We start from the raw sequence: 25,354 nt of genomic DNA, 5'->3' as shown, positions 1-25,354 counted from the left end.
GGTGGACAAGCGTGCACATGCAATGAAGGTGAAGATCAACGGGGAGGAACGGAATTGGAAAGACAAGAACAGCCGGAAGAAAGGAAAGAAAGGGGAGGAGGCAGAAAAGCCTGACATTCCTGTAACGAGCTGGAATGAGAAAGCGATGGCTGAACAGGAGGCCGCCGCGTCCGATGCTGAAAAAGAGGATGAGTTCACATGGGTTCTCCCGGAGGATGACGGGGAGGTTTTCCAGGATGATCCCAAGGTTGTCGCCGTTAAAAAGGTATCCTCAAAATCAAAGCATTCTCCATATTTCAGTACAGGGAAGAAGGTTCATCTAAGTGCCTATCCTTTTAAGCAATATGCCATCACCATTGTGCTTGCGATTGTGCTTGGCGTAAGCTTCGGATTTCTTGCCCTGAATTTCATGTCAGATGAGGATCTGCCTGCCGCTCTTCAGACAGGTGCAGGACAGGCTGAGGACGTGGCGGCGGCTCCTGAGGCACCGGGCACAGGCGCCGGAGCTGCAGAGCAAACGATGCAGCTTTATTTCGCACAAATCGGAAAGTTCTCTTCTAAAGAGGGTGCCGATGCCACGGCTGCCGACTTAAAAGCCAAAGGATTTCCCGCTGCAGCAGTTGAGGAAGACGGCTCCTACTTCGTTTACGGGGGAGTCGGCAATGAAAAACAGGAGGCAGATGGGCTGAGCAATGTCTATAAATCCAGCTCCATTGATACATGGAGCGGAAAAACAGCTGACTTCTCTGTGAAATCAAATGAAGATGCGTCGGCATTCATCGGCCATTTCAAAACACTTGTTACCCTGTCATCTGCCGCAGTGGAAGGGAACAGCAAAGAGGTAACATCGAAATCTGAAGCTGTTCTCACAGAGCTTGGAAAGCTTAAACCGAAGGATGAAAGTCTTGTTTCGATGAAAAAAGAGTTAACGGATGTGTCGTCAATGCTTTCGAAAGGCGCGGATGAAAAGACAGGATGGGCCGCCCAGCAGAAGCTGATGGACCTGCTCGTTTCGCTAAATTAAATTTCCCGGGGCATCTCGATGAAAAGAGATGCTTTTTTTATTGCAGAAAAAGCTGCTGTTTTCCGTGCAAAATTCCATTTTGGCCGTTTGTGCATCCTGCCTGTGTTTGCTAAGATACGAGTGTATCTCCCTTTAAACCGAATGAAAGGATGTTGAAGAATGGAACATCATCTTATTTTAGCGTCAGGATCTCCGCGCAGAAAAGAGCTTCTTGAAAAAGTCAGCATCCAGTTTACAGTTGTTGTCAGTGATGTGGAAGAGAAAGTGGACCCGGCGCTTTCGCCCTCTGACATTGTCATGTCGCTCGCTAAGCAGAAGGCCGCTGCCGTTGCAGAGCGCTTCAGAGACTCCGTTGTTCTTGGATCGGATACAGTAGTTGTGTACGGCGGCGAAATTCTAGGGAAACCTGCAGATGAAGAGGATGCAAAAACAACGCTTGCCAAGCTTTCAGGCAGGACACATCAGGTGCTCACAGGTGTTGCCATTTTGCATCAAGAGAAGAAAATCGTTTTTTACGAGCAGACAGATGTGACATTCTGGCCGCTCACAGATGAAGACATTGAAGAGTATGTGCTGTCCGGAGAGCCGATGGACAAGGCAGGATCCTACGGCATACAGGGTCTTGGATCGCTGTTTGTAAAAGAAATCCGCGGCGATTATTTTTCTGTCGTAGGACTTCCTTTGTCGAGGACAGCGAGAGAGCTTAAAAAAGCGGGCTACATCCGTTAAGAGAAAGGCAGAGAGGGACTCAGGAGGAGAAACAGATTGGAAGTGCTGAAAATCCATGATTTCCCGCTGGAAGACAGGCCGCGTGAAAGGCTGATTCATGACGGTCCTGAAAGTCTTGCCAACCATGAGCTGCTGGCCATCCTGCTTCGGACAGGTTCAAAAAAAGAGTCTGTTCTGCAGCTTGCCAACCGTCTGCTCAACCACTTTGAAGGCTTGAGGTTTTTAAAAGAAGCATCAGTCGCCGAGCTGACGAGCATTTCCGGAATTGGAGAGGCAAAGGCCGTTCAGGTTCTGGCAGCGCTTGAGCTCGGCAGACGGATCAACCGTCTTGCCTATGAAGACAGATATGTCATTAAATCTCCTCAGGACGGCGCCAATTATGTAATGGAAGAAATGCGCTTTTTGTCACAGGAGCATTTTGTCTGTCTCTATTTAAATACGAAAAATCAGGTGCTTCATAAACAAACCGTTTTTATCGGAAGCCTGAATGCCTCCATTGTTCATCCCCGCGAAGTATTTAAAGAAGCGCTGAAACGTTCTGCCGCTTCAATTATCTGCATCCATAACCACCCGTCAGGCGACCCTTCCCCGAGCAGAGAAGATATTGAAGTTACTAAAAGATTAACAGAGTGTGGTAAAATGATAGGGATAGAGCTTTTGGACCATCTTATTATTGGCGAGCAAAAATATGTGAGTTTAAAAGAAAAAGGATATTTGTAACACTTTTATTTTTGTGTAATTACGCTATAATAATGTTTATGAGTTTTTTTCGCCGTCGCATTTGACTGCTTTTAAAATAAGTAATTCGGTTTTTAGAAAGGGAGATACATGTAATGTTTGGAATTGGGACAAGAGACCTTGGTATAGATTTGGGTACGGCCAATACACTGGTATTTGTTAAAGGAAAAGGAATTGTTGTGCGCGAGCCTTCTGTGGTTGCGATGCAGACGGACACGAAGTCGATCGTGGCAGTAGGAAACGACGCGAAAAATATGATCGGACGTACACCCGGCAATGTAGTGGCGCTCCGCCCGATGAAAGACGGGGTTATCGCCGACTATGAAACAACGGCAGCAATGATGAAGTATTACATAAAACAAGCAACAAAAGGAAAAGGCATTTTCTCAAGCAAGCCTTACGTTATGGTCTGTGTTCCTTCCGGCATTACAGCAGTAGAAGAACGTGCAGTGATCGATGCAACCAGACAGGCTGGTGCACGTGATGCTTATACGATAGAAGAGCCGTTTGCAGCTGCGATCGGTGCAAATCTTCCTGTCTGGGAACCGACTGGAAGCATGGTTGTTGATATTGGTGGCGGTACGACTGAAGTAGCCATCATCTCTCTTGGCGGGATTGTAACGTCGCAGTCAATCCGCGTAGCAGGCGATGAAATGGATGATGCGATCGTCAACTACATCCGCAAAACGTACAATTTAATGATCGGTGACCGTACGTCTGAATCCATCAAAATGGAAATCGGTTCAGCAGGATCTCCTGAGGGCGTTGAGAACATGGACATCCGCGGCCGCGATCTTCTGACAGGTCTACCGAAAACAATTGAAATTACGGCGAAAGAAATTGCGGAGGCTCTTCGCGATACGGTTAATTCAATTGTCGATTCTGTTAAAAATACACTTGAAAAGACTCCGCCTGAGCTTGCAGCGGACATTATGGACCGCGGCATCGTCCTTACTGGCGGCGGCGCTTTGCTTCGCAATATTGATAAAGTGATTAGTGAAGAAACGAACATGCCTGTCCTCATTGCCGAGAATCCTCTTGACTGTGTAGCAGTCGGCACCGGCAAAGCTCTTGAGCATATTCATCTTTTCAAAACAAAAGCAAAAGACAGCAGATAATACACGTGCCTTCTGAAGGTTCGTTTTAAAACAGCTGCATTTGCACGGACTGATTCCTGCGAACACAGCAAATAGTTAGAGGGTGTAAAGTCACATGCCGCAGTTTTTCTTGAATAAACGTCTTATCCTGCTCCTGGTCAGTATTATCTTTTTAGTGGCATTGATCGGCTATTCGCTAAAAGAAGACAGAGAGCTTACTTGGCCGGAGCAATTTGTCAAAGATTCAACAGGATTATTTCAAACAGTCTTTCATAAGCCCGCACAATATGTAGCGGGCTTCTTTGAGAATGTCGGCGATCTTAAAAATACGTATGAAGAAAACAAGCTCCTCAAAAGCAAGATTGATGAGCATATGAAAATCGAAACAGAGCTGCAGGCTCTCAGACGCGACAATGAAAAGCTGCGCGAAGAGCTGGGTGCACAGGAATCACTTAGAGAATACAATCCGATTCCGGCAGCGCTGATTGCGAGAAACCCGGACCCGGGCAGATGGTTTGATCTGATTACCATTGATAAGGGGTCACAGCACGGCGTTGAAAAGGATATGGCCGTTATTACAAATAAAGGCCTGATCGGGAAAGTGAAAAGCACCTCTAAATTCAATTCCACCGTTCAGCTTTTAAGTTCCCCGGACCGAAAAAACCGGATCGCGGCTGAAATTCAGGGCAAAGACGGACAGCCAAATATTTTCGGTCTGATCGAAGGATATGACGAGAAGAAAAAAGCTCTTCTGCTTAAGAAGATTGAATCGGACGTCAAAATCGAAAAAGGCCAGAAAGTTGTAACGTCCGGAAGCAGCGGGATCTTCCCTGAAGGTCTTGTCATCGGTGAAGTGCTTGAAGTAGAACCCGATTCATACGGCCTTTCGCAAATGGCCTACATTAAGCCGGAAGCAGATCTTTATGATATTGACCGGGTATTTGTAACAGACAGAGTTAAAGAAACGATCGATATTACCAATATGGATCCAGAGGAGGAGGAGGAATCATGAACCGTATCCTCCTTCCTCTTTTCATTTTGTTCGTTTTTATATCGGAAAGCACGTTTACCGATCTGATTGAGCTTCCGTTTACATCTGAAGATCAAGTGATTATCCCGAGATTTGTGATGCTTTCCATCGTTTTTATTACGGCTTACTACAGCCAGAAGATGGGGATTATCTACGGGATGGTTTTCGGTCTGCTGCATGATATTGTGTATACCGAAATCCTCGGCATCTATTTGTTTGCCTATCCGCTGTTTGCCTACCTGATCTCAAAAGCGCTGAAGGCTCTTCAGGGGAACATGCTTGTTGTGCTTTTCCTGTCTCTGCTGGCAGTGACTCTTCTGGAATTTTATTCTTACGGCATTCAGATGCTGATCGGCTATTCGAATCTGCCATTCTATGATTTTACAAATCTGAGGCTTCTTCCGACGATTCTTGCAAACTCAGTTGGCGCCATCGTCCTGATCTATCCGATGAGCCGTTTTATTTCAAAAGTGAAAAGGGACTATATGGACGATTTGTAGACTGTAATCTGACAGCAGATTACGGCCTGTGCAAACAGATGGCCGGGTGAAATGAGTACTGCTTGTGATCCATTCTTCCTGAATCAGGAAACGGACAAAGTTTCAGAAATTGCGTTTTAAAAAGAGGAAGAAGGCATCGATCTGTCGAAATTGTATAGTCGTTGAGGTGAACGTCATGAAGGCTCAAAAACAGCATTATGTCACGATAAAAGGCACGAAAGACGGCCTAACCCTGCATCTTGATGATTCGTGTTCGTTTGAAGAACTGCTGAATGATCTTGATCAGATGCTGTCTCTAAAACAGTATATACATGAAGATGGGCCAACGATCACCGTTAACGTTAAAGCGGGCAACCGTCTGCTTCACAGAAACCATCAGGAACAAATTGAGGCTGTGATCCAGAAAAAGCGGAATCTGGTTGTTGAAACATTTGAAAGCAATGTGGTTACAAAAGAACATGCCGCACGCATGAAAAAAGAAGCGGAAATCGTTTCTGCGGCAAAGGTCATCCGCTCAGGCCAGGTTCTGAAGGTTGACGGTGATCTTCTTTTGATAGGAGATGTGAATCCCGGCGGCACAGTGATTGCCGGGGGCAACATCTTCATTATGGGAACACTCAGAGGAATTGCTCATGCCGGATATAACGGGAAGAGCTCAGCTGTCATTGCCGCATCCGTGATGATGCCGTCGCAAATCCGGATTGGCTCGACAGTCGGCAGAGCGCCTGATTATGACCGGGAAGAAACGCATGAGATGGAATGTGCGTACATAGATGAAAGCGAGTCGATCGTCATTGACCGGCTGCAGCAGTTAACTCATTTACGACCTGAATTGACAAGGTTTGAGGGAGGAATTTAACCGTGGGTGAGGCAATCGTTATTACCTCTGGCAAAGGCGGAGTTGGAAAAACAACGACTTCTGCCAATCTAGGAACATCATTGGCGATTTTAGGAAAACGGGTATGTCTCATTGATACAGACATCGGTCTTCGCAACCTGGATGTTGTAATGGGACTTGAAAACCGGATCATTTATGATCTGGTGGATGTTGTCGAAGGGCGTTGCAAAATTCATCAGGCCCTGGTTAAAGATAAACGCTTTGAAGACAGGCTTTACCTGCTTCCTGCTGCTCAGACGAGCGACAAGTCGGCTGTGAATCCTGACCAGATGAAAAAGCTTGTTGATGAGCTGAAACAGGACTATGATTATATCGTCATTGACTGTCCGGCAGGCATTGAGCAGGGCTTTAAAAACGCAGTCGCAGGGGCGGACAAGGCAATTGTCGTAACAACTCCGGAAACGTCTGCTGTGCGGGATGCAGACCGCATTATCGGACTGCTTGAACGTGAAGAAGGCATTGAACCTCCAAAACTTGTGATTAACCGTATACGGAATCATCTTGTGAAAGACGGCGATATGCTTGATATAGATGATATTGTTGCTCATCTGTCGATTGACCTCATTGGGATTGTAGCGGATGATGATGATGTCATTAAAGCTTCCAATAAAGGCGAACCGATCGCAATGGACGCTTCAAACCGCGCATCTATTGCCTACCGGAACATCGCGCGCCGGATCCTTGGCGAAGCCGTTCCTCTTCAGTCGCTTGAGGATGCAAATCCGGGCATGTTTACAAAAATCAAACGCTTTTTCGGTGTAAGAGTATAAACAGGCAGTCTCCTTAATTCAGGGAGGCTGTTTTTTTCGTTGTTAAGTAAATTATAAAGAATAATAGGGGCTAACATAACAAAGTCATCATCGGCAAGCGGAAGCGCCTAGATCCTCTGTCAGAACAAATCCGGCAAAAAAGTCAAAATCGGACTTTTCTGCCGGATTCTTATCTGCCTATCGGATCTGAAAAAGGTGCTTGCGCTTTTGTATCACAGCTTGTCATAAACCCGTCGGACAAGGCATATGATGCAGTAAATGTGCTATGAGGGGATGGGAGCTGCAATGGGAAATCGTGCGGATGATCTGCGGAAAAAAATGGCGAAGAGAAAACGGGAGCTCCGTTTGGGAGACGCTTCTAAACGGGATCCCAAACCGTTTTCAGCTCTTCCTTACACGGATGATGAGGAGAAATACAGCGGCGCTGCGTATCATTCGTACGATCCCGGCAGTGGCGGCGGGGGAGGACAGCATCCGCTGTTTAAGCCGGATGTGTTCATGTTCAAGCTGCTGATCGGCGCCTGTCTTGTGCTGGTATCAGCGATTGTGTTTAAAAATGATTCGCCTCCGTTTGAAAAAGTTCAGCATGTTGTAACAGGCACGTTTGAAGAAGAGTTCCAGTTTGCGAGACTATCGAAATGGTACGGGGAACAGTTCGGAGACCCGCTGGCTCTGATCAAGCCTGCTGCTGACAAACAGCCTGCTTCAGACCAGTATACCGCTCCTGCGTCAGGCAAGGTGCTTGAAACGTTTGAAGATAACGGCCAGGGTGTCATGGTTGAAACAAGCAGCACGCTTGTTGAAGCGATGAATGAAGGGGTTGTCATTGAAATTGGAAAGAAGGAAGAGTCAGGTCTGACGGTTGTCGTCCAGCATGACGATTCAACAGAAAGCTGGTACGGAAACCTCGAAGAAGTGCAGGTCTCCCTATATGACTTCGTTGAAAACGGAAAGGAAATCGGTAAAATCAAAGCAGCAGAAGATCAGAAGGGAACGTATTATTTTGCTATTAAAAAGGGTGAGCAATTTATAGACCCAATACAGGTGATCTCCTTTGAATAAATATTTGTCTGTGTTTCTTCACATTCATATTCACCCCATTCTATGGCTGATCATGGGAATCTCAGTCATGACTGCCCACTTTCAGTCACTGCTGATTCTGCTTGTGATCATTCTTGTGCATGAGCTTGGGCACGCGATGGCTGCAAGACATTTTGACTGGAGGCTGAAATCAATTGTCCTCCTTCCATTTGGAGGGGTTGCAGAAGTTGAGGAGCATGGGAACAGGCCGCTGAAGGAAGAGCTTATTACGATTGCTGCGGGACCGTTTCAGCATCTTCCTCTGCAGGGAGCTGCCTTTCTTTTGTTTTCAGCAGGCTATATGAGCCCGGAAACATTTCAGCTTTTTACGTTTTACAACGGAATGATCTTTCTGTTTAATCTGCTGCCGATCTGGCCGCTGGATGGCGGAAAGCTGCTGTTTTTGTTTGTTTCCGTGAGGCGGTCCTATCAGGAGGCCCACAAATTGATGCTGCTTGTGTCAGCTGTCTTTCTTGCAGTGTATTTGCTGTTTTTTCTCCTGTTCTCTCCGCAGCAGCTGAATGTCTGGATCATTGCAGGATTTCTCATCTATTCCTTATATACTGAATACAAACACCGAAGCTTTGTAAGCATGCGTTTTTTGCTTGAGAGGTATTACGGCAATAAACAGGACCCGGGAATCCTTGAGCCGATTGTAGTAGATGAGGATGAGATGATCTATCAGACCCTCCTGAAGTTCAGGCGGGGATGCAAGCATCCAATTATTGTTGAACGTGACGGAAAAAAACTGTTTGAGCTTGATGAGAATGAGCTGCTGCATGCTTATTTTGCCGATAAACGCGTGCAGTCGACAGTCGGTGAGCTGAACTACCTCTATTGACGCTGGCCTCATAAAATGAGTAAATAAGAGAAAGCACTTATAGAAATGAGGATGTTTCATTGCGTACGTTACTTTTCAATGCAAAGGGCAGCGAGAACCGCTGCGCGCTGCTTGAAGACAGCCAGATCCAGGAGATACACATTCATCATATACATGAAACGGCCGGCGCCATTTACGCGGGCCGTGTTTTAAATGTTCTGAAGGGAATGGCGGCTGCGTTTGTTGATATTGGGTCCGAGAAAAACGGCTATCTGTCTGTCCACGACCTTCCTTCCTCTATGGAAAAAAGAATAAGAGAAGGACAGCAGATCATCGTTCAGGTGGTAAAAGAGGCGACAGATCATAAGGGGCCAAAACTAACAGCAAAATTGGAGTTTGGCGGACAGTATCTTGTTTATATGCCTGATTCTGGATATACAGCCGTCTCGAAAAAAATTGAAGACTCCGCTGAAAGAGAGAGGCTGCTTGCCATCGGAGCCTCTCTTTGCAAGGAAGGTGAAGGCCTTGTATTCAGAACCGCGGCAAACGGAAGAGAGAAAGAGGAACTCAGGCGTGAATTTGATTATTTGAAAGGGAAATACGAAGAAGCAAATAGTAAGAAACCGGATAAAGTGCCATGTCTGCTTGCCGAGGGCACGCCGTTTTTTGACCGGATGCTGCGGGAGTATGACCTTGGGGAAATTGACCGGATCGTCTGTGATGAGAGTGAGCTTGCTCTGGATCTTAAAGCGTGGTGCAGCGGGACGGAGGTTATCTTTCACCAGTCTAAGCAGCCGATTTTTGAAGCGTATGATGTTGAACAGGAAATAGAGAAAGCTCTCAAGAGGATTGTTTGGCTGTCTAATGGCTCGTACCTTGTGATCGACAAGACTGAAGCCATGGCAGTCATTGATGTTAATACAGGGAAATTTTCCGGCAAGAGCTCTCTTCAGGATACAGTGCTGAAGACAAATCTTGCAGCTGCAAAGGAAGCCGCCCGCCAGATCAGGCTCCGCAATCTGAGCGGAATGATCATCATTGATTTTATTGATATGGACAGGCAGGAGGACAGGCAGGCTGTGCTCTCACAAATGCTGAAAGAGGCTAAGCGTGATAAGGTGCAGTCAAGGATTATCGGGTTTACCCAGATGAATATCTTTCAGATGACAAGAAAAAGAGTGCGGCCGGATCTTGCCTCCCTGCTGATGAGCCCCTGCCCGCACTGCAGCGGCACCGGTACGGTCGTTTCAGCGGAAACGACAGCGTTCAGGCTTGAGCGGGAGCTGTGGGAGCGTCAGTATATGGAGCATGAAGCTGTTTTAGTCGAGCTTCCGGCAGACGCGGCGCGGATTTTCAGGGGAGAACAGGACGAACATATTAAGCGCCTTGAGAGCGTTTTGCGCTTTCGCATCTTCCTAAATCCTTCATCTGAATCACGCACATACAGAATTATTCACCAGGGAGACGCGGAAGAAATTATCCGCCTGCTGAAAAAGAAAGAGAAAATGTGATTGACACAGATAGCCTGCTTTTGATAGTATTGTTATGTTATTGATTGTAGCACCCGTGCTACAACCGCTCAGATGCAGGTTTTAAGCCTTTCGGTTCATCCGGAACACCTGTCTGCTGGCGAGTCTGAGTCTAATTAGGAGGTGCATAGGAATGTACGCAATTATTGAAACTGGTGGCAAACAAATCAAGGTAGAAGCTGGTCAGGCGATCTACGTTGAAAAGCTTGCTGGTGAGCAAGGCGACACTGTTACTTTTGACCGAGTATTATTCATCGGCGGAGATGACGTGAAAGTTGGAAGCCCGATCGTTGCTGGTGCGACTGTTACAGCGAAAGTTGAAAAACAGGGCCGCGCTAAAAAGATCACTGTATTCAAATACAAGGCTAAGAAAAACTACCGCAAAAAGCAAGGTCATCGTCAGCCATACACGAAACTTGTTATTGATGCAATCAACGCATAAGGCTTTTTAAGATGATAAAAGCAGTCATTAACCGCTCCAGCAGCGGCTTAATTGAATCGTTTACATTATCTGGACATGCCGATTTCGATGTTCACGGCAAGGACATTGTCTGTGCTGGAGCATCTGCTGTCGTATTCGGCGCTGTTAATGCAGTACATAAATTAACAGGCATAACGCCGATTGTCGATCAGGGCGGCGACGGAGGATATCTTTCGTTTCAGCTGCCGCAGGAACTTGAGCAGGAAGCAGCCGGCAAGGCACAGCTTCTGCTTGAGGGAATGCTTGTTTCTCTGCAGTCAATTGAACTTAGCTACGGGCATTTCATACACATTGTTATAAATAACAACCAGCAGGAGGTGGACTAGAATGTTTTTAACTTTAGATCTTCAGTTCTTCGCTTCTAAAAAAGGAGTAGGTTCTACTAAGAACGGACGTGATTCAATCTCTAAGCGTCTTGGCGCTAAGAGTGCAGATGGCGAATTCGTAAGCGGTGGTTCTATCCTTTTCCGTCAGCGCGGTACGAAAATTTATCCAGGTGAAAACGTTGGCCGCGGCGGCGACGACACTCTTTTCGCGAAAGTGGACGGAGTTGTGCGTTTCGAGCGTTTCGGACGTGACCGCAAAAAAGTTAGCGTATATCCTGTAGCACAAGAAGCATAATTTCTTTAGGAAAACTCTAGCCCCTGGTTAGAGTTTTTCTTTTGTTTATTAAATGCAAACGATGGCAGCCTCATTCAATACCCCCCATCTAGCTGATTCCTTCTGCTTTTTTCAAATTGCCCTTATTTTCCCCTGGATTGTTTGTTATAATTTAGTACGACATTCAGTTTCCAAGTTGAAACTCCTAGAGAAATGAATAGAGAAAGATAAGGGAGCAGGAGTGCCGACATGAAAAAAACAAATGAAGAGTGGAATATTGTCGAGGTGCTGAGTCATTCCCGCCACGACTGGATGAATAAACTTCAGTTACTAAAAGGAAACATAACGCTGAATAAATATGACCGCGTACAGCAGATTATCGAAGAAATTGTGATTGAATCCCAGAATGAATCAAAGCTCTGCAATCTGAAGATGCTTTCGTTTGCGAGTATGCTGATGACGTTCAACTGGCACAGGCATCAGTATGCCCTCGAATACGAGGTGCTCGGCACTGCGTGTGATCTGTCTGAACTCGATCAGACAGCTACAGATTGGTGCGGACATTTCTTTCAGATTCTTGATGATGCTGCGGACCGCTGCGCTGAAAATCATATGAGCATTACAATAGAAACAGAAGCCAATCAAAGACAAGCCCGGTTCTTTTTTGACTTTAACGGCATAATAACAGATAAAGCACTGTTATTAAACTGGCTGAAAGCAAATGAGCAAAGCGGGGTTGAAGTGAAGCACTATGAGCTTTCCCCGAATGAATTGACCGTTGCGGTTGAACTTGCATAATTGGCTTGGACGGAGGATTACCATGTTTATAGATCAGGTGAAAATATATGTGAAAGGCGGAGACGGGGGCAATGGCCTTGTCGCGTTCCGCAGAGAAAAATACGTGCCGAAAGGCGGACCTGCAGGCGGAGACGGCGGTAAAGGCGCAGATGTCATTTTCCAGGTGGAAGAAGGACTGCGCACACTGATGGATTTCCGCTATCAGCGCCACTTTAAAGCAGACCGCGGACAGCACGGCATGTCCAAAAACCAGCACGGGCGAAATGCGGAGGCGATGATTGTCAAAGTTCCGCCTGGCACCGTTGTGATGGAAGAAGAAACAAGAACGGTTATTGCTGATTTAACAGAGCACGGCCAGCAGGCTGTTATTGCAAAAGGCGGACGCGGAGGACGCGGAAACAGCCGTTTTGCCACTCCTGCCAACCCGGCACCGGAGCTTTCTGAAAACGGTGAGCCTGGTCAGGAGCGCAACATCATCATGGAGCTTAAGCTTCTTGCAGATGTAGGTCTGGTCGGTTTTCCGAGCGTAGGAAAATCAACGCTTCTTTCTGTTGTTAGTTCGGCAAAGCCGAAAATTGCAGAATACCACTTTACAACGCTAGTTCCAAACCTTGGAGTGGTGGAAACGGGCGATGGCCGCAGCTTCGTTATGGCAGATCTTCCTGGTCTGATCGAAGGGGCGCATGAAGGTGTTGGACTTGGTCACCAGTTCCTCCGCCACATTGAGCGCACACGCGTCATTGTGCATGTGATTGACATGTCGAGCGGCGAAGGCCGTGATCCTTATGAGGATTATCTGACGATCAATGCGGAGCTGAAAGAATACAACCTGCGCCTGACTGAAAGACCGCAGATTATTGTCGCCAACAAAATGGACATGCCTGAGTCAGAAGAAAATCTGAAGATCTTCAAAGAGAAGCTCGAGGACGACCTTCCGATTTTCCCTGTTTCAGCCATTACCCGCGAAGGTGTTCGCGAACTGCTTTATGAAGTGATGAATACGATTGAGAAGACGCCTGAGTTCCCTCTTTATGAGGAAGAGGATCTGTCTGATCACCGTGTCCTTTATAAATTTGATAAAGAGGCAGCGGAGTTTGAAATTAATCGTGACAGCGACGGCACGTTTAATGTTACAGGGGAGAAAGTTGAATATCTCTTCAAAATGACAAACTTCCAGCGCGAGGAATCCATCCGCCGCTTTGCAAGACAGCTTCGCGGACTTGGTGTCGATGAAGCCCTGCGTCAGCGCGGAGCGAAAGACGGCGATATTGTGCGCCTGCTTGATTTTGAATTTGAATTTGTTGAATAGTCATGAAAGAAGAGCGATTGCCTGCTCTTCTTTTTTCAAAAGAAAAAAAGTGCAGTTTTCATAAAGGAGAAGGTCATGAAAGAAGAAACCTTTTTTTTAGTAAGAGAAGATGTTCTGCCGGAAGCCATGAGAAAAACACTAGAAGTGAAGCAGCTCATTGAGCGGAAAAAAGCGGAATCGGTTGCAGAAGCTGTTCAGCGTGTGGATATGAGCAGAAGCGCCTATTATAAATACCGTGATGCCGTTTTTCCGTTTCACACCATGGTGAATGAACGGATTATTACCCTTTTCTTCCATCTTGAGGACCGTTCCGGCACATTGTCCCAGCTGCTTGCAGTTGTCGCATCGGCAGGGTGCAATGTTCTGACGATTCACCAGACCATTCCTCTTCAGGGGAGGGCTAACGTCACGCTGTCCCTGAACACAAATGGAATGAGAGAAGATATAAACAGTGTCATGGCAAAGCTTAAACGGCTTGAATTTGTTGAGAAAGTAGAGATATTAGGATCTGGAGCTTAGAGGAGAGGATTACAAGTATGTCTTTTAAGGTTGGCTATTTAGGGCCTGCAGCTACGTTTACTCATCTTGCAGTGACGAAATATTTTGAAGATGAAGCAGAGCAGATTCCGTTTTTGAATATACCAAAATGCATAGATGCCGTTGCGGCTGGTGAAATCGATGTGGCGGTAGTTCCGCTTGAGAATGCTCTTGAAGGATCTGTTAATTTAACAGTGGATTACCTCGTGCACGAACAGCCGCTGCCGATTGTAGGGGAGATTGTTGCCCCGATCCAGCAGCATTTATTGGTGCATCCTGAAAGAGAACATTGCTGGGAAGAGACGGAGAAAGTATACTCCCACTCCCACGCCATTGCCCAGTGCCATAAATTCCTGCACCGGGAGCTTCCGGATGCAGCCTACGAAAATGCGACCTCTACAGGTGCTGCTGCAAAATACATACAGGAACATCCTGAAGAAAAAGTTGCGGCCATTGCAAATGAGCTGGCAGCAGAGGAATACGGACTGAAAATGGTCAGGAAGGATATACACGATTATCCTCATAACCATACGCGCTTTGCCGTGCTTCATCCCGACAAGGCAGCATCCTTCAGAACAAATTTAAGGAAAGTAACTGACCGAACAACCCTGATGATCACCCTTCCGTCCGATCAGTCAGGAGCCCTGCATCAGGTGCTCTCAGCCTTTTCATGGAGAAAGCTCAATCTCTCAAAGATTGAGTCACGGCCGATGAAAACAGGCCTAGGCAATTACTTTTTTATCGTGGACATTGATATGCAATTAGATGAAGTCCTTATCCCGGGTGCAACGGCAGAGCTTGAAGCCCTTGGCTGCGGAGTCAGGATTTTAGGGACATATTCGGCTTATGCCATTTAAAAAACCGGCCTGTGCTTCAGGCCGGTTTTTTACTTTTAATCGTCTTCATCCACTAAAAATCCTTCCACTTTCAGTGCAGCGCACGCTTCATCTATTTTTTCCTGCCTGTCCGCTGCCAGGGTGTGAAGGTGGAGACCTTCTGTCAGCTGTGACAAATAGGCGGCGTTGCGGTCTTCAATTTTTTTGATGAAATCTTTGACTTCCTTGCGGTTGCTGACCATGATCGAGGCCGTCAGTTCCCCGTAGACAGGATGTTCAATGATCACATCCCTGACTGTTACCCCGTGGTCCACAATCAGGTTCAGCTCTTCTTCTGTTGCTTCAGGGCCGTGGCTGCTTGCGATGATCCGCTTGTAAACAGGCAGCTCTTCTTTGTCCTGCATGACATACACATAGCCCTGACTTGTGGCAAGAATCGGTTCATTTTGAGCTTTCAGAAGAGAGATATCCTGCACAATGACCTGTCTGCTCACATTGGTCCGCTGCGCAATCTCACTCCCCTTCAGCGGTTCATCCGCTTCCTTCAGCCAGTTAAGGATCACATTTCTTCTTTCATTACCCGGAATTTTCATTCTTTCTTACGTCCTTTCTGCCTGTCTTTCACTGAGCGTCCGGCCGATAATGCCGGCCATTTTTTTCAGATCATCAGCCGTGGTGTATTTACCTGTTGAGATCCTGATGTACTGCAGGGCAGCCTGAGGCGGCAAGCCGGTGGAAAGAAGAGCTCTGGAAGGCTCCTGCATGCCGATTTGACAGGCCGTTCCTGTTGAAATGGCCACGCCTCTCCGGTTGCTCTCAAGCAGCATGTACTGCCCTTCGATTCCTTTTATGTGAAGGCCGATAATCGACGGCACCTGATCTGGGCTGTGCTCATTGATGATGTGCACATGATCTCTAAAGGGCTTCAGCATCTCGAAAAAAACGTCCCGCAATTCGCTGAGCCTTAAAGATTCAGATTCCATACCCGAACATGCCTGTTCAGCTGCAGCTGCAAAAGCTGCGATACCGGGAACGTTTACGGTGCCTGCCCTGAACCCATTTTCGTGTGTTCCCCCGTGAATGTACGGTTTTAAAACATGTTTCGGATTTAAATATAAACAGCCGACCCCTTTTGGCCCGTATATTTTATGGCTTGAAAGGGACACTGCATCAAGCCCCCATTCATCAGCCTTAAGAGAGACCTTCCCGAAAGACTGAACACAGTCACTGTGAAAATAAACCGGCTGTTTTAAAAGCCACTCACCAATCTCCTGCAGATTCTGAATACATCCTATTTCCGAATTTACGTGCTGAACGGTCACTAGGGCGGTGTTCTCGCGCAGTGCTTCTCTAATGCTGTCCACATGTAGTTTACCATGATTGTCCGGCATTAAAAATGTTACCTCATAGCCTTTCCCCTGTAAAAACATCAAATAGTTATAGATCGACGAATGCTCTAATGCGGATGCAATGATGTGATTTTTTCCCTCCGCATTCGCTAAAAGAGTGTCAACAGCAAGGACATTTGACTCGCTGCCGCCTGATGTAAAGCAAATTCCCTTAGCCGTACCGCCGATAAGTCCTGCGAGCTTGCTGCGGCATGCCTCAAGCAATGAACCGGCCAGATCTCCCTCATCATGAAGACTGTTGCTGTTGGCAAACGCCTTCCTGGACGCTTCAGAAAAAACATGAAGAGCCTCTTCGCTGAGCGGAGCTGCTGCTGCGTAATCAAGATAGATCATCCCATTCTCTCCTCCAAAAAAATCTCTTGTCATTAGTTTAGTTTTGTGTAAATATAGGTGTCAAGACACTTGTAAAGAATGGGGGTTATTTTTTTGCCTCAAACGGACGTATTAATCATTGGAAGCGGCATCGCAGCTATATCTGCAGCCTGTCAGCTGCAAAAAACGAAACATGTGACCATCCTGACCAAAGGGGCGAAAGTCAGCAGCAATTCAATGCTTGCTCAAGGCGGGATTGCTGCAGCCATTCGTGCGAATGACAGTTACAAGAGCCATTCCGAGGATACGCTTAATGCCGGCCATTTTCATAATGATGAAGAGGCAGTTGAGCTGCTTGTCAGGGAGGGAGCAAAAGACGTTCTTTCACTGGCGGAAAAAGGGCTTCCTTTTGACAGGGACAGCAGAGGCGAGCTCCTTCTCGGCATGGAAGGCGCTCACAGCTTCAGCCGAATTCTCCATGCAGGAGGAGATGCCACAGGAAGAGCGATGATGCGGTTTCTTTTGTCTTGCCTGAATGAAAACACGGTCATCCATGAAAATGAAATGGTGCTTGAATTGATTGTGGAAAACGGAGTATGTCTCGGTGCTGTTTCAAGATCTCAGAACGGACTTGTAAACAGGCACACCGCACAGCATACAATTCTTGCGACAGGCGGATGCGGAAAGCTGTATCTGCACTCGTCCAATGCGGACGGCATAACAGGAGACGGTTTAGCGCTTGGATATAGAGCAGGCGCGGTGCTTGCGGATATGGAATTTACCCAGTTTCACCCGACGATGCTGCTTGCAGGCGGAGGGTGTGCCGGACTGATCTCTGAAGCAGTAAGAGGGGAAGGGGCCTTTCTTCAAAATGATTTGGGCGAACGGATCATGGAAGGCATCCATCCTCTTAAAGACCTTGCGCCGAGAGACATCGTTGCACGCGTTATCTTTTCGCAGATCAAAAAAGGGCGCAGCGTTTATCTGAACATCCTGCCGGTTTTAAACTTTGAAGAACGGTTTCCGACCATTACGGCGATGTGCCGGAAATATAACATAGTAATTGAAAACGGACTGCTCCCGGTGGCGCCGGGCATGCATTTTTTAATGGGCGGCATCAAGACCGATCTGCATGGCCGGACATCTGTCAGCAGGCTTTATGCTGCAGGAGAAACGGCGTGCACGGGGGTTCATGGGGCAAACAGGCTGGCGAGCAACTCCCTGCTTGAAGGTCTGGTCTTCGGAAAGCGTCTCGCAAACAAGATTCAGAGCATCCAGGAAACAGTTGATCTAAAAACGGATACACAAGCAATCTCACATCCTGCAGACATCGAATTGCCGGAACGGGAAGACATTCAGCAGGTTATGACCGCATATGCGGGAATTGAACGGACGGAGGAAGAACTTGCAAAAGCTTTGCACTGGTTTGAAAAATGGCTGAGGCCGTATTGGGCTATTAATGTGAAAGACCTCACAAATGATAGTGCAGAACGTCTTAACATGATGACATCAGGCTGGCTGATTGTATCGGCTGCTCTGCAGAGGACCGAAAGCAGAGGGGGTCACTGCAGATTGGATTTTCCAGATTCAAATGATGCATTCTGGCTGAAAAAACAAATTCTTCTTTCGAAAAAAGGGTGCAGCTATCAACAACATTCAGAGGTGAAGATCATTGAATTTACTTAAATTAAAAAAGCAGCTGGAAGGTTTTTTTGCAGAAGACATCGGAGATTTTGATGCAACGAGCACGTTTATTTTTTCGGAAGGCCAGACAGGTTCTGCCGTTATCCGTGCGAAGGAAGATGGCATTTTCGCCGGTGCAGACGTGGTGAAAGCCGGATATGCCGTGTTAGACCCGCGGGTTACAGTCCAGGTTCTGAAGCGGGACGGAGAGGCCATTTCCAGGGGCGAAAAGGCGGCTGTCCTGACCGGACCGATTGCATCCATATTGACAGGAGAGCGAGTCGTGCTGAATCTCCTGCAGCGGATGAGCGGAATTGCGACGCTGACCAATCAGGCGGTAAAGCTGCTGAATTCAGATCATACGAAAATCTGCGATACAAGAAAAACGACCCCGGGCCTCAGAATGATTGAAAAATATGCAGTCAGGTGCGGAGGAGGGTACAACCACAGATTTGGACTGTATGACGGCATCATGCTGAAAGATAACCATATTGCAAGCGCGGGTTCAATAGCTGAAGCGGTTCAAAAAGCAAGAGCGCATGCCGGTCATATGATCAAAATTGAGGTTGAGATTGAAACGGAACAGCAGCTGCACGAGGCCATCTCGGCACGCGCAGATATCATTATGTTTGATAACCGGACCCCGGATGAAGCGGCAGCATTTGCAGCCATCACACCTGAATCCATCATTACAGAAGCATCAGGGGGCATAACGCTTGAAAATTTAGCAGATTACGGGCGCACAGGAGTGGATTATGTTTCACTCGGTATGCTGACTCATTCCGCAAAAGCGCTTGATTTGAGCATGAATGTAGAATAGAAGGGGGAACGTGACATGAACGTTTTGGATATGCTTCAATTTGAAACAAATGAAAAAATGCCGCCGCACTATAAAGAGCTAAGCGAAAACGAAATGATTGAACGAGTGAAAGCAATTAAAGAAAGGTACGGGAAAAAACTGCTGATTCCCGGCCATCATTATCAAAAAGATGAAGTGATTCAGTTTGCGGATATAACGGGTGATTCCCTGCAGCTTGCACAGGCGGCAGCTGCCAACAAAGAAGCAGAGTACATCGTCTTTTGCGGCGTGCATTTTATGGCTGAAACAGCCGATATGCTGACAACTGAACAGCAGAAGGTCTTTTTGCCGGATATGAGGGCCGGCTGCTCGATGGCCGATATGGCGGATATCAGCCAGACAGAGCAGGCATGGATCAAGCTTCAGGAATTGTTTGGCGACACCATCCTTCCGCTGACATATGTGAATTCAACGGCTGCCATTAAAGCGTTTGTCGGACGAAATGGCGGTGCAACGGTCACATCCTCAAATGCGGAAAAAATGCTGAGCTGGGCTTTTGGTCAGAAGGAAAGGATTCTCTTTTTGCCTGATCAGCATCTTGGAAGAAACACAGCTTATAACCTTGGCATTCCTCTTGAGAAAATGGCTGTCTGGAACCCTCATACAAATGAGCTTGAATGTGACGGCAATCCCGAAGATGTTATTGTGATTCTATGGAAGGGCCACTGCTCTGTCCATGAGAAATTCACCGTGCAGAACATTGAGCATATCAGAAGTACGAAGCCCGATATGAACATTATTGTTCACCCTGAATGCAGCAGGGAAGTTGTGGCGGCAAGCGATCTTGCAGGCTCTACCAAGTACATTATCGATGTCATCGAGGCATCAGAGCCTGGAAGCAAATGGGCAGTCGGAACAGAGATGAACCTTGTTAAGAGGATCATTGATCAGCATCCTGACAAAGAGATTGTTTCGCTGAATCCGTTCATGTGTCCTTGTTTGACAATGAACCGAATTGATCTGCCGCACCTGCTTTGGTCTCTTGAGGGAATTGATGAAGGGAAACCGGTCAATCAGATTCGCGTTGATGAACAGACATCAAAGGATGCGGTCCTTGCTCTTGAAAGGATGCTCGAGCACGTTTAATCCATAACTGGCAGACACTCGGCCGTGTAAGCGACATGCTTGCCCAGGCCCAGTGTTTGTCAGTTTTTTCTTTTCCCCTGAACATATATTTGTCTTCACAAGCATAAGTTGTGATGAAGAAGAATGGCATCATTGCCTGCTAATCATATGCGATAAAGTTTCAAGCATAGGAGGGGGAAAGGTTGAAAATCCACATTGTTCAAAAAGGCGATACCCTTTGGAAGATTGCCAAAAAATATGGTGTAGACTTTGAAGAAGTGAAAAAAATGAATTCTCAGCTCAGCAATCCTGATTTAATTATGCCGGGAATGAAAATAAAGGTTCCAACCGGCGGCGTGCCTGTGAAAAACGAAACGAAGCTTAATTTTTCAGGCAAAAAAGAAATGCCGAAATCAGAACATCCTTTTTCAAAGGAAAAACCGAAGCAAGTCATGGGTGAGGCAGATACGAAACCAAAAGAAGTTCCTAAAGAAAAACCATCTGTCCCTTATGTACCGCCAGTACCTAATATGAAGCAGCCGGCTTATCCGGAGCTTGATATTAACAACTATTACATGCTGAATATGGCGATGATGCCTCAGGCGCCTCAGCCACAGCTGCCGCCTAAGCCGTCAAATGTCATGCCGGAAATGATGAAGCCGGCTGAAAAACCGGCTGAGAAACCTGCCGAAAAAGAAAAACCGAAATATGTATCGCCGGCAAGCAAAGAGGAGGCTGATAAAGACATGGAAAACAAACCAAGCATGCCTCAGCAAGGGGTAATGGGTGCCTATCAGGGCGGTCCCGGCCAGCAAAGCCCTCAGGGATTCCCGGGTCAGGGTCAAGGATTTCCCGGCCAGCAGGGAGCGCCGTTCCAGAATCCGGGCATGGTTGCCGGAGCGATGGATCAGGGCCCAGGAGGAGATGACTGTTATCCAGTATCACCGGTCATGCCTGGACCTGGATTTGGCGGACCAGGGTTTGGAGGTCCGGGATTCGGTGGCGGACCGGGATTCGGCGGACCGGGATTCGGCGGACCTGGTTTCGGCGGCGGCCCTGGATTTGGAGGATACCCGCAAATGCAGCCTTATGGCGGAATGCAGGGAATGCCTCAGGGAATGCCGCAGCAAATGCCGTTTGATGACGATGACGATGATGATGTAATGGGTGCATACAGCCCGCAGCAGCCTGGATTTGGCGGACCTGGATTCGGAGGACCAGGATTTGGGGGTCCAGGATTTGGAGGAGCCCCAGGGTATGGAGGCGGACCAGGATTTGGCGGACCTGGATTCGGCGGACCGGGCTATGGATATCCGCCTGGATGTGTACCAGTATCCCCAGTCATGCCTGGACCGGGTTTCGGATATCCTCAACAGGGAGGATATGGCGGCGGACCTATGCCTGGTCAGGTAATGGGGGCATACGGCGGAGCGCCAAACATGCCTGGTCAAGTAATGGGTGCATATGGCGGAGCGCCAAACATGCCTGGTCAAGTAATGGGTGCATATGGCGGAGCGCCAAACATGCCTGGTCAAGTGATGGGGGCATACGGCGGAGCGCCGGATAACAACCAGCCGCCTCAAGTCAGTCCTGCAATGGATAAAGAGGATTGCGGATGCGGAGGACCTGGACCGGGGTTCGGAGGCCAGCCGGGGTACGGAATGGGCATGCCGGGTCAATTTGGCGGAATGCCAGGTCAGTTTGGTCAAGGACAATTTGGCGGAATGCCGGGCCAATTCGGAGGAATGCCGGGCGGTCAGGGGCAATTTGGCGGGATGCCTGGCCAGTTCGGGCAGAGTGATCAGTTTGCCATGCCAAGATTTGACGAAGAAGAAGAAGACTAATGTCGCCTGAAGAGACGGATCTGTTCGTCTCTTTTTTTTATGCTTTTTAACTGCGTATATAAAATAAAATCAGCAGCTGGTACAAGTGAAAATTCCTCTCCATTATTTAAAGAACTTACCTTTAACTAACAGGTTAATCCCCTCCTGAACGAGCAACCTATACAAGAGCGGATTTGCTCGCATCAGAAAAATCAGGGGGTTTTTATATTGAGGCATAAACTTACTGCTTTTGCTGCAATTGCTGTCGCTGCATCAGGTCTCGCTGCATGTAACAACAACAACGAAGGCGCGCTCGATACGCGCTACAATGATAATGCCAGACCGATCGGCTATTATTCAAATGAGCACCGAGGCAATAATGGCAATGCAGACAACGTAGATAATGATGGACCTCTGACTGAAATGATGGAAGGCGATATGAACGATAATTACTTTACAAAAGTAAACAATCGGGATACTGCTTTTCATAATGGAAGAATGGATAATCCCACTGCGCCGCTTTCAAATGAAGACGGCATGCTCGAGAGAGATAATCGTTTCAGCCGCAACGATGAAAATTATCATGGTCAGGTAAAGCAGATCAGCTATTACAATGACAATGAGAAAGCTATGGCTAAAAAGGTTTCTGAGCGGGCTGCAGATGTGAAAAACGTTGACGACGTCCGCACCCTTGTAAATGGAGACCAGGTCCTTGTTGCTGTTGACACAGACGACAAGAATGACAAAAACGTGAAAAATGCCGTAATGGATGCCGTCAAACCTGCAGCCAAAGGAAAAGACGTACAGGTTGTCACAGATGAAGGAACATTTTCCCGTGTGAGAACAATCAACGACAATATCGAAAATGGGCAGGATAAAAAGTCCATCGATGCCGATATCCGCGATTTGTTTGATGATATCGGGAACATGATGAATAAGCCCGTTCAGCAAGCCCGATAACCTTAAAAGAGGTGCCTCAGTGCGCCTCTTTTTAATTTGTCCGATTTTATACCTCTGCGATTCGGCTTTTTCTATGGTTAATCCTTCTATTTATGGTCAAACTATTAATGAATCAATATTTCTTTACCAGAACGGTAAATGGATTGGGGGGGGTAAGAGATGATGTCATCTCATCGTTTCCTGTTTACAGCTGCAGTTGCGTTCATTGGAATCTTTTTTCTTTCTTTTCCTGCTGTTCATGAACCGTACGATGCAGCCGGCAATGACAATCAGGCCTATGAAGTCAGCGGTCCCCTGACTGTGACAGTGGTTCTTGAACGGATCTACCTGGACGGGGAGATCAGCGAAGAGGTTAAAACAGAAACCATCCTCGCGATGGAAGATTTCTGGGCTAAGTATGAAGGCTGGCAGCTTGTCGATCAGGATGATAATCAGATCATTTTTCAAAAAGAAGTTGATGATATCTCCCCATTGTTAAAAGCAAACGGGTATTTCGGCCTTTCATCAGAAGGGGTATTTTCTATTTTCAACGGCAAGCCTGATGATGCGTCAGAGATCATCCATTCCTTCTTCCAGATTGATGTAGGGAAGCTCGAGACCCGGAAACATGACGAGCTGAGACACGGCATTCGCATCCAGTCGAAAGACCATTACTTAAAAGTCATACAATCCTATAAAGCCTATTCGTCACCCGCAGAGGTGAACTGAAGCTGTCTTGTGTGCCCGATCTTTTGAACGGGTGCATTTTTTTGTTTTCTTTAGTCAAAATCCGCTGTTTAATACTACAGTCAGAGAAAAAAAGTATGTTACAATGAGGTACAGTTATAAAGAGGTGAAAAGTTTGATCGAATTTATAAAAGGAACCATTGATCTGGTGACTCCCGAGTATGTGGTGATTGACCGCGGGGGCATTGGCTATCAGGTTCACACTCCTAACCCATTCAGCTACCAGCGCAGCCGTTCCTCGGAAGTGACGATCTATACGTATCAGCATGTCAGAGAAGATATCCTCGCGCTGTACGGTTTTCATACAAGAGAAGAAAAAGCCTTATTTATGAAGCTTTTAAATGTGACAGGCATTGGTCCTAAAGGAGCTCTTGCGATACTTGCTTCCGGGAATCCGTCACAAGTAGTCGGAGCCATAGAGAATGAGGATGAAAAATTCCTTGTGAAATTTCCCGGCGTAGGCAAAAAAACGGCGAGACAAATCATTCTCGATCTTAAAGGAAAGCTTGGAGACATAGCAGGCGGGCTTGCTCCTGACTTATTTACCCACGAAGAGCATGCTGCAACAGAAACAGCCTCCAAATCACTGAGTGAAGCACTTGAAGCCCTGAAGGTTCTAGGTTATGCAGAACGGGAAATCAGCAAAGTTGTTCCTGCTCTGATGGAAGAGGAGCTTTCCACAGACCAGTATGTGAAAAAAGCGTTGCAAAAGCTATTAAAGTAAGGTGATCATTTATGGACGAACGTCTTGTTTCCGGCGAAGCGGAGCTTGATGAAGGAGCTCTTGAGCTCTCCCTGAGACCGAGGACTTTATCACAGTACATTGGGCAGGATAAAGTAAAGGATAATCTTAAGGTTTTTATTGAAGCAGCAAAGATGAGAAGCGAAACACTGGATCACGTGCTTCTTTACGGGCCTCCCGGGCTTGGCAAAACGACCCTTGCCACCATCATAGCAAATGAAATGGGCGTAAATATCAGAACGACTTCAGGACCGGCCATTGAAAGGCCGGGCGACCTTGCCGCCATTCTGACCGCCCTTGAACCCGGTGATGTTTTATTTATTGATGAAATTCACCGCCTTCAGCGTTCCATTGAAGAAGTGCTGTATCCTGCAATGGAAGATTTCTGTCTTGATATTGTCATTGGAAAAGGACCGCAAGCCCGGTCCGTGCGTCTTGATCTGCCCCCGTTTACGCTCATTGGAGCTACAACAAGAGTCGGCCTGCTGACTGCCCCCCTCAGGGACCGTTTCGGTGTATTGAGCCGTCTTGAGTACTACAATGAAGAGCAGCTCTCCCTGATTGCCGAACGGACAGGGGATATTCTTGGCATTGGCCTCGAAAAAGAAGCATCTCTTGAACTGGCGCGCCGGTCACGCGGGACTCCGAGGATAGCCAACAGGCTGCTCAGGAGGGTAAGAGACTTTGCACAGGTTCTCGGAAAACCGGCGATTACAGGCAGCCTCGCAAATGAAGCGCTTGAAAGGCTGCAGGTGGACAGACTTGGCCTTGATCATATCGATCACAAGCTGCTGATGGGCATTATTGAAAAATTTAAAGGCGGACCCGTGGGACTCGACACGATTTCTGCTACAATAGGCGAAGAATCGCACACGATTGAAGATGTATATGAACCATATCTTTTGCAGATTGGTTTTATACAGCGGACTCCTAGGGGAAGAATGGTAACAGATGCAGTTTATCATCACTTTCAAATGGAAGTTCCAAAACACTAGAGAT

Annotated in this window: 28 protein-coding genes and 1 other annotated feature; of the genes, 26 read left to right on the top strand and 2 right to left on the bottom strand. The window is 47.2% G+C overall.

The genetic code is table 11. The features are described from left to right. Nucleotide 1: 1 nt before the first annotated feature. The 18 genes from AZ46_RS10585 to pheA all read left to right on the top strand — a co-directional run bounded on the left by AZ46_RS10585 (nt 2) and on the right by pheA (nt 14,797). A complete protein-coding gene (locus AZ46_RS10585) occupies nt 2-1,024 on the top strand; it encodes an SPOR domain-containing protein (RefSeq protein ID WP_029279361.1) in 1,023 nt (340 codons plus the stop codon). Between the two features lie 159 nt (nt 1,025-1,183). Further along, the gene (locus AZ46_RS10580) at nt 1,184-1,753 is read left to right on the top strand and encodes a Maf family protein (RefSeq protein ID WP_029279363.1); all 570 of its coding nucleotides are present in this window, start codon (nt 1,184-1,186) and stop codon (nt 1,751-1,753) included. A gap of 36 nt (nt 1,754-1,789) precedes the next feature. Continuing rightward, a complete protein-coding gene (gene radC / locus AZ46_RS10575; protein WP_029279365.1) occupies nt 1,790-2,473 on the top strand; it encodes a RadC family protein in 684 nt (227 codons plus the stop codon). Between the two features lie 113 nt (nt 2,474-2,586). Then, a complete protein-coding gene (locus AZ46_RS10570; RefSeq protein ID WP_029279367.1) occupies nt 2,587-3,609 on the top strand; it encodes a rod shape-determining protein in 1,023 nt (340 codons plus the stop codon). A gap of 94 nt (nt 3,610-3,703) precedes the next feature. Next, a complete protein-coding gene (mreC, locus tag AZ46_RS10565; RefSeq protein ID WP_029279369.1) occupies nt 3,704-4,600 on the top strand; it encodes a rod shape-determining protein MreC in 897 nt (298 codons plus the stop codon). Beyond that, nucleotides 4,597-5,118, top strand: coding sequence for a rod shape-determining protein MreD (gene mreD / locus AZ46_RS10560; RefSeq protein WP_029279371.1), 522 nt, complete (start codon nt 4,597-4,599; stop codon nt 5,116-5,118). Before mreC ends, mreD begins: the two co-directional genes overlap by 4 nt. Before the next feature lie 175 nt (nt 5,119-5,293). Further along, a complete protein-coding gene (gene minC, locus AZ46_RS10555; protein WP_029279373.1) occupies nt 5,294-5,977 on the top strand; it encodes a septum site-determining protein MinC in 684 nt (227 codons plus the stop codon). Nucleotides 5,978-5,979: 2 nt separating this feature from the next. After that, nucleotides 5,980-6,786, top strand: a complete 807-nt coding sequence (gene minD / locus AZ46_RS10550) for a septum site-determining protein MinD (protein ID WP_029279375.1) — start codon at nt 5,980-5,982, stop codon at nt 6,784-6,786. Between the two features lie 285 nt (nt 6,787-7,071). Beyond that, nucleotides 7,072-7,848, top strand: coding sequence for a M23 family metallopeptidase (locus AZ46_RS10545; protein WP_029279377.1), 777 nt, complete (start codon nt 7,072-7,074; stop codon nt 7,846-7,848). Beyond that, nucleotides 7,841-8,707: a M50 family metallopeptidase gene (locus AZ46_RS10540; RefSeq protein ID WP_029279379.1), complete on the top strand. Its 867-nt coding sequence runs from the start codon at nt 7,841-7,843 to the stop codon at nt 8,705-8,707. Before AZ46_RS10545 ends, AZ46_RS10540 begins: the two co-directional genes overlap by 8 nt. 59 nt (nt 8,708-8,766) lie before the next feature. Beyond that, on the top strand, nt 8,767-10,197 hold the full coding sequence (locus tag AZ46_RS10535; protein ID WP_029279381.1) for an Rne/Rng family ribonuclease: 1,431 nt from the start codon (nt 8,767-8,769) through the stop codon (nt 10,195-10,197). Nucleotides 10,198-10,249: 52 nt separating this feature from the next. After that, nucleotides 10,250-10,333, top strand: a sequence feature (ribosomal protein L21 leader region). 15 nt (nt 10,334-10,348) lie between these two features. Continuing rightward, nucleotides 10,349-10,657, top strand: coding sequence for a 50S ribosomal protein L21 (gene rplU, locus AZ46_RS10530; protein WP_029279382.1), 309 nt, complete (start codon nt 10,349-10,351; stop codon nt 10,655-10,657). Nucleotides 10,658-10,668: 11 nt separating this feature from the next. Continuing rightward, nucleotides 10,669-11,022 (top strand): ribosomal-processing cysteine protease Prp, encoded by a 354-nt coding sequence (locus AZ46_RS10525; RefSeq protein WP_029279385.1) that lies wholly within the window; start codon nt 10,669-10,671, stop codon nt 11,020-11,022. Nucleotide 11,023: 1 nt separating this feature from the next. Beyond that, nucleotides 11,024-11,317, top strand: coding sequence for a 50S ribosomal protein L27 (gene rpmA, locus AZ46_RS10520; protein ID WP_029279387.1), 294 nt, complete (start codon nt 11,024-11,026; stop codon nt 11,315-11,317). Nucleotides 11,318-11,545: 228 nt separating this feature from the next. Then, nucleotides 11,546-12,094 carry a sporulation initiation phosphotransferase B gene (locus tag AZ46_RS10515; protein ID WP_029279389.1) on the top strand — a complete coding sequence of 183 codons (549 nt, stop codon included), beginning with the start codon at nt 11,546-11,548 and terminating at the stop codon, nt 12,092-12,094. Nucleotides 12,095-12,116: 22 nt separating this feature from the next. Further along, the gene (obgE, locus tag AZ46_RS10510; protein WP_029279391.1) at nt 12,117-13,403 is read left to right on the top strand and encodes a GTPase ObgE; all 1,287 of its coding nucleotides are present in this window, start codon (nt 12,117-12,119) and stop codon (nt 13,401-13,403) included. A 75-nt stretch (nt 13,404-13,478) separates the two neighbouring features. Next, nucleotides 13,479-13,922: an ACT domain-containing protein gene (locus AZ46_RS10505; RefSeq protein ID WP_029279393.1), complete on the top strand. Its 444-nt coding sequence runs from the start codon at nt 13,479-13,481 to the stop codon at nt 13,920-13,922. A gap of 17 nt (nt 13,923-13,939) precedes the next feature. Further along, entirely contained in the window at nt 13,940-14,797 is an 858-nt protein-coding gene (gene pheA / locus AZ46_RS10500) for a prephenate dehydratase (protein WP_029279395.1), read from the top strand. A 35-nt stretch (nt 14,798-14,832) separates the two neighbouring features. On the opposite strand, the gene AZ46_RS10495 is transcribed toward pheA, so the two are convergent. Beyond that, nucleotides 14,833-15,369, bottom strand: a complete 537-nt coding sequence (locus AZ46_RS10495; protein ID WP_029279396.1) for a transcription repressor NadR — start codon at nt 15,367-15,369, stop codon at nt 14,833-14,835. 6 nt (nt 15,370-15,375) lie between these two features. Beyond that, nucleotides 15,376-16,518, bottom strand: a complete 1,143-nt coding sequence (locus AZ46_RS10490; RefSeq protein ID WP_029279399.1) for an IscS subfamily cysteine desulfurase — start codon at nt 16,516-16,518, stop codon at nt 15,376-15,378. Between the two features lie 93 nt (nt 16,519-16,611). Between AZ46_RS10490 and nadB the strand changes: the two genes are divergently transcribed. The 8 genes from nadB (at nt 16,612) to ruvB (ending at nt 25,350) form a co-directional block, all read left to right on the top strand. Further along, nucleotides 16,612-18,183, top strand: a complete 1,572-nt coding sequence (gene nadB / locus AZ46_RS10485) for an L-aspartate oxidase (RefSeq protein ID WP_174434972.1) — start codon at nt 16,612-16,614, stop codon at nt 18,181-18,183. Continuing rightward, on the top strand, nt 18,170-19,000 hold the full coding sequence (gene nadC, locus AZ46_RS10480; protein ID WP_029279403.1) for a carboxylating nicotinate-nucleotide diphosphorylase: 831 nt from the start codon (nt 18,170-18,172) through the stop codon (nt 18,998-19,000). The genes nadB and nadC overlap by 14 nt, the downstream gene beginning before the upstream one ends. Before the next feature lie 15 nt (nt 19,001-19,015). Next, nucleotides 19,016-20,125, top strand: a complete 1,110-nt coding sequence (gene nadA, locus AZ46_RS10475) for a quinolinate synthase NadA (RefSeq protein WP_029279404.1) — start codon at nt 19,016-19,018, stop codon at nt 20,123-20,125. A 182-nt stretch (nt 20,126-20,307) separates the two neighbouring features. Continuing rightward, on the top strand, nt 20,308-21,948 hold the full coding sequence (gene safA, locus AZ46_RS22510) for a SafA/ExsA family spore coat assembly protein (RefSeq protein WP_051865411.1): 1,641 nt from the start codon (nt 20,308-20,310) through the stop codon (nt 21,946-21,948). Between the two features lie 207 nt (nt 21,949-22,155). After that, nucleotides 22,156-22,887: a YhcN/YlaJ family sporulation lipoprotein gene (locus tag AZ46_RS10465; RefSeq protein ID WP_029279408.1), complete on the top strand. Its 732-nt coding sequence runs from the start codon at nt 22,156-22,158 to the stop codon at nt 22,885-22,887. Between the two features lie 159 nt (nt 22,888-23,046). Next, nucleotides 23,047-23,595, top strand: coding sequence for an intercompartmental signaling factor BofC (locus AZ46_RS10460; protein ID WP_051865408.1), 549 nt, complete (start codon nt 23,047-23,049; stop codon nt 23,593-23,595). A gap of 133 nt (nt 23,596-23,728) precedes the next feature. Further along, complete coding sequence (gene ruvA / locus AZ46_RS10455) at nt 23,729-24,337, top strand: Holliday junction branch migration protein RuvA (protein WP_029279412.1); 609 nt, start codon at nt 23,729-23,731, stop codon at nt 24,335-24,337. An 11-nt stretch (nt 24,338-24,348) separates the two neighbouring features. After that, nucleotides 24,349-25,350 carry a Holliday junction branch migration DNA helicase RuvB gene (gene ruvB / locus AZ46_RS10450; protein WP_029279414.1) on the top strand — a complete coding sequence of 334 codons (1,002 nt, stop codon included), beginning with the start codon at nt 24,349-24,351 and terminating at the stop codon, nt 25,348-25,350. Nucleotides 25,351-25,354 lie beyond the last annotated feature (4 nt).

The organism is Metabacillus indicus LMG 22858, assembly GCF_000708755.2.
Taxonomy (GTDB): Bacteria; Bacillota; Bacilli; order Bacillales; family Bacillaceae; genus Bacillus_P; species Bacillus_P indicus.
The sequence above is the reverse complement of the archived record's forward strand: the minus strand, read 5'-3'. Positions and strand labels throughout refer to the sequence as shown.

Bases quoted from the DNA above. Each gene is read 5' to 3' on its own strand.
- obgE (WP_029279391.1), top strand. From the start codon at position 12,117: ATGTTTATAGATCAGGTGAAAATATATGTGAAAGGCGGAGACGGGGGC.
- nadA (WP_029279404.1), top strand. From the start codon at position 19,016: ATGAACGTTTTGGATATGCTTCAATTTGAAACAAATGAAAAAATGCCG.
- AZ46_RS10525 (WP_029279385.1), top strand. From the start codon at position 10,669: ATGATAAAAGCAGTCATTAACCGCTCCAGCAGCGGCTTAATTGAATCG.
- AZ46_RS10490 (WP_029279399.1), bottom strand. From the start codon at position 16,518: ATGATCTATCTTGATTACGCAGCAGCAGCTCCGCTCAGCGAAGAGGCT.
- AZ46_RS10515 (WP_029279389.1), top strand. From the start codon at position 11,546: ATGAAAAAAACAAATGAAGAGTGGAATATTGTCGAGGTGCTGAGTCAT.
- rpmA (WP_029279387.1), top strand. From the start codon at position 11,024: ATGTTTTTAACTTTAGATCTTCAGTTCTTCGCTTCTAAAAAAGGAGTA.
- AZ46_RS10505 (WP_029279393.1), top strand. From the start codon at position 13,479: ATGAAAGAAGAAACCTTTTTTTTAGTAAGAGAAGATGTTCTGCCGGAA.
- mreC (WP_029279369.1), top strand. From the start codon at position 3,704: ATGCCGCAGTTTTTCTTGAATAAACGTCTTATCCTGCTCCTGGTCAGT.
- ruvB (WP_029279414.1), top strand. From the start codon at position 24,349: ATGGACGAACGTCTTGTTTCCGGCGAAGCGGAGCTTGATGAAGGAGCT.
- rplU (WP_029279382.1), top strand. From the start codon at position 10,349: ATGTACGCAATTATTGAAACTGGTGGCAAACAAATCAAGGTAGAAGCT.
- AZ46_RS10495 (WP_029279396.1), bottom strand. From the start codon at position 15,369: ATGAAAATTCCGGGTAATGAAAGAAGAAATGTGATCCTTAACTGGCTG.
- AZ46_RS10580 (WP_029279363.1), top strand. From the start codon at position 1,184: ATGGAACATCATCTTATTTTAGCGTCAGGATCTCCGCGCAGAAAAGAG.
- AZ46_RS10460 (WP_051865408.1), top strand. From the start codon at position 23,047: ATGATGTCATCTCATCGTTTCCTGTTTACAGCTGCAGTTGCGTTCATT.
- mreD (WP_029279371.1), top strand. From the start codon at position 4,597: ATGAACCGTATCCTCCTTCCTCTTTTCATTTTGTTCGTTTTTATATCG.
- AZ46_RS10570 (WP_029279367.1), top strand. From the start codon at position 2,587: ATGTTTGGAATTGGGACAAGAGACCTTGGTATAGATTTGGGTACGGCC.
- AZ46_RS10545 (WP_029279377.1), top strand. From the start codon at position 7,072: ATGGGAAATCGTGCGGATGATCTGCGGAAAAAAATGGCGAAGAGAAAA.
- minC (WP_029279373.1), top strand. From the start codon at position 5,294: ATGAAGGCTCAAAAACAGCATTATGTCACGATAAAAGGCACGAAAGAC.
- pheA (WP_029279395.1), top strand. From the start codon at position 13,940: ATGTCTTTTAAGGTTGGCTATTTAGGGCCTGCAGCTACGTTTACTCAT.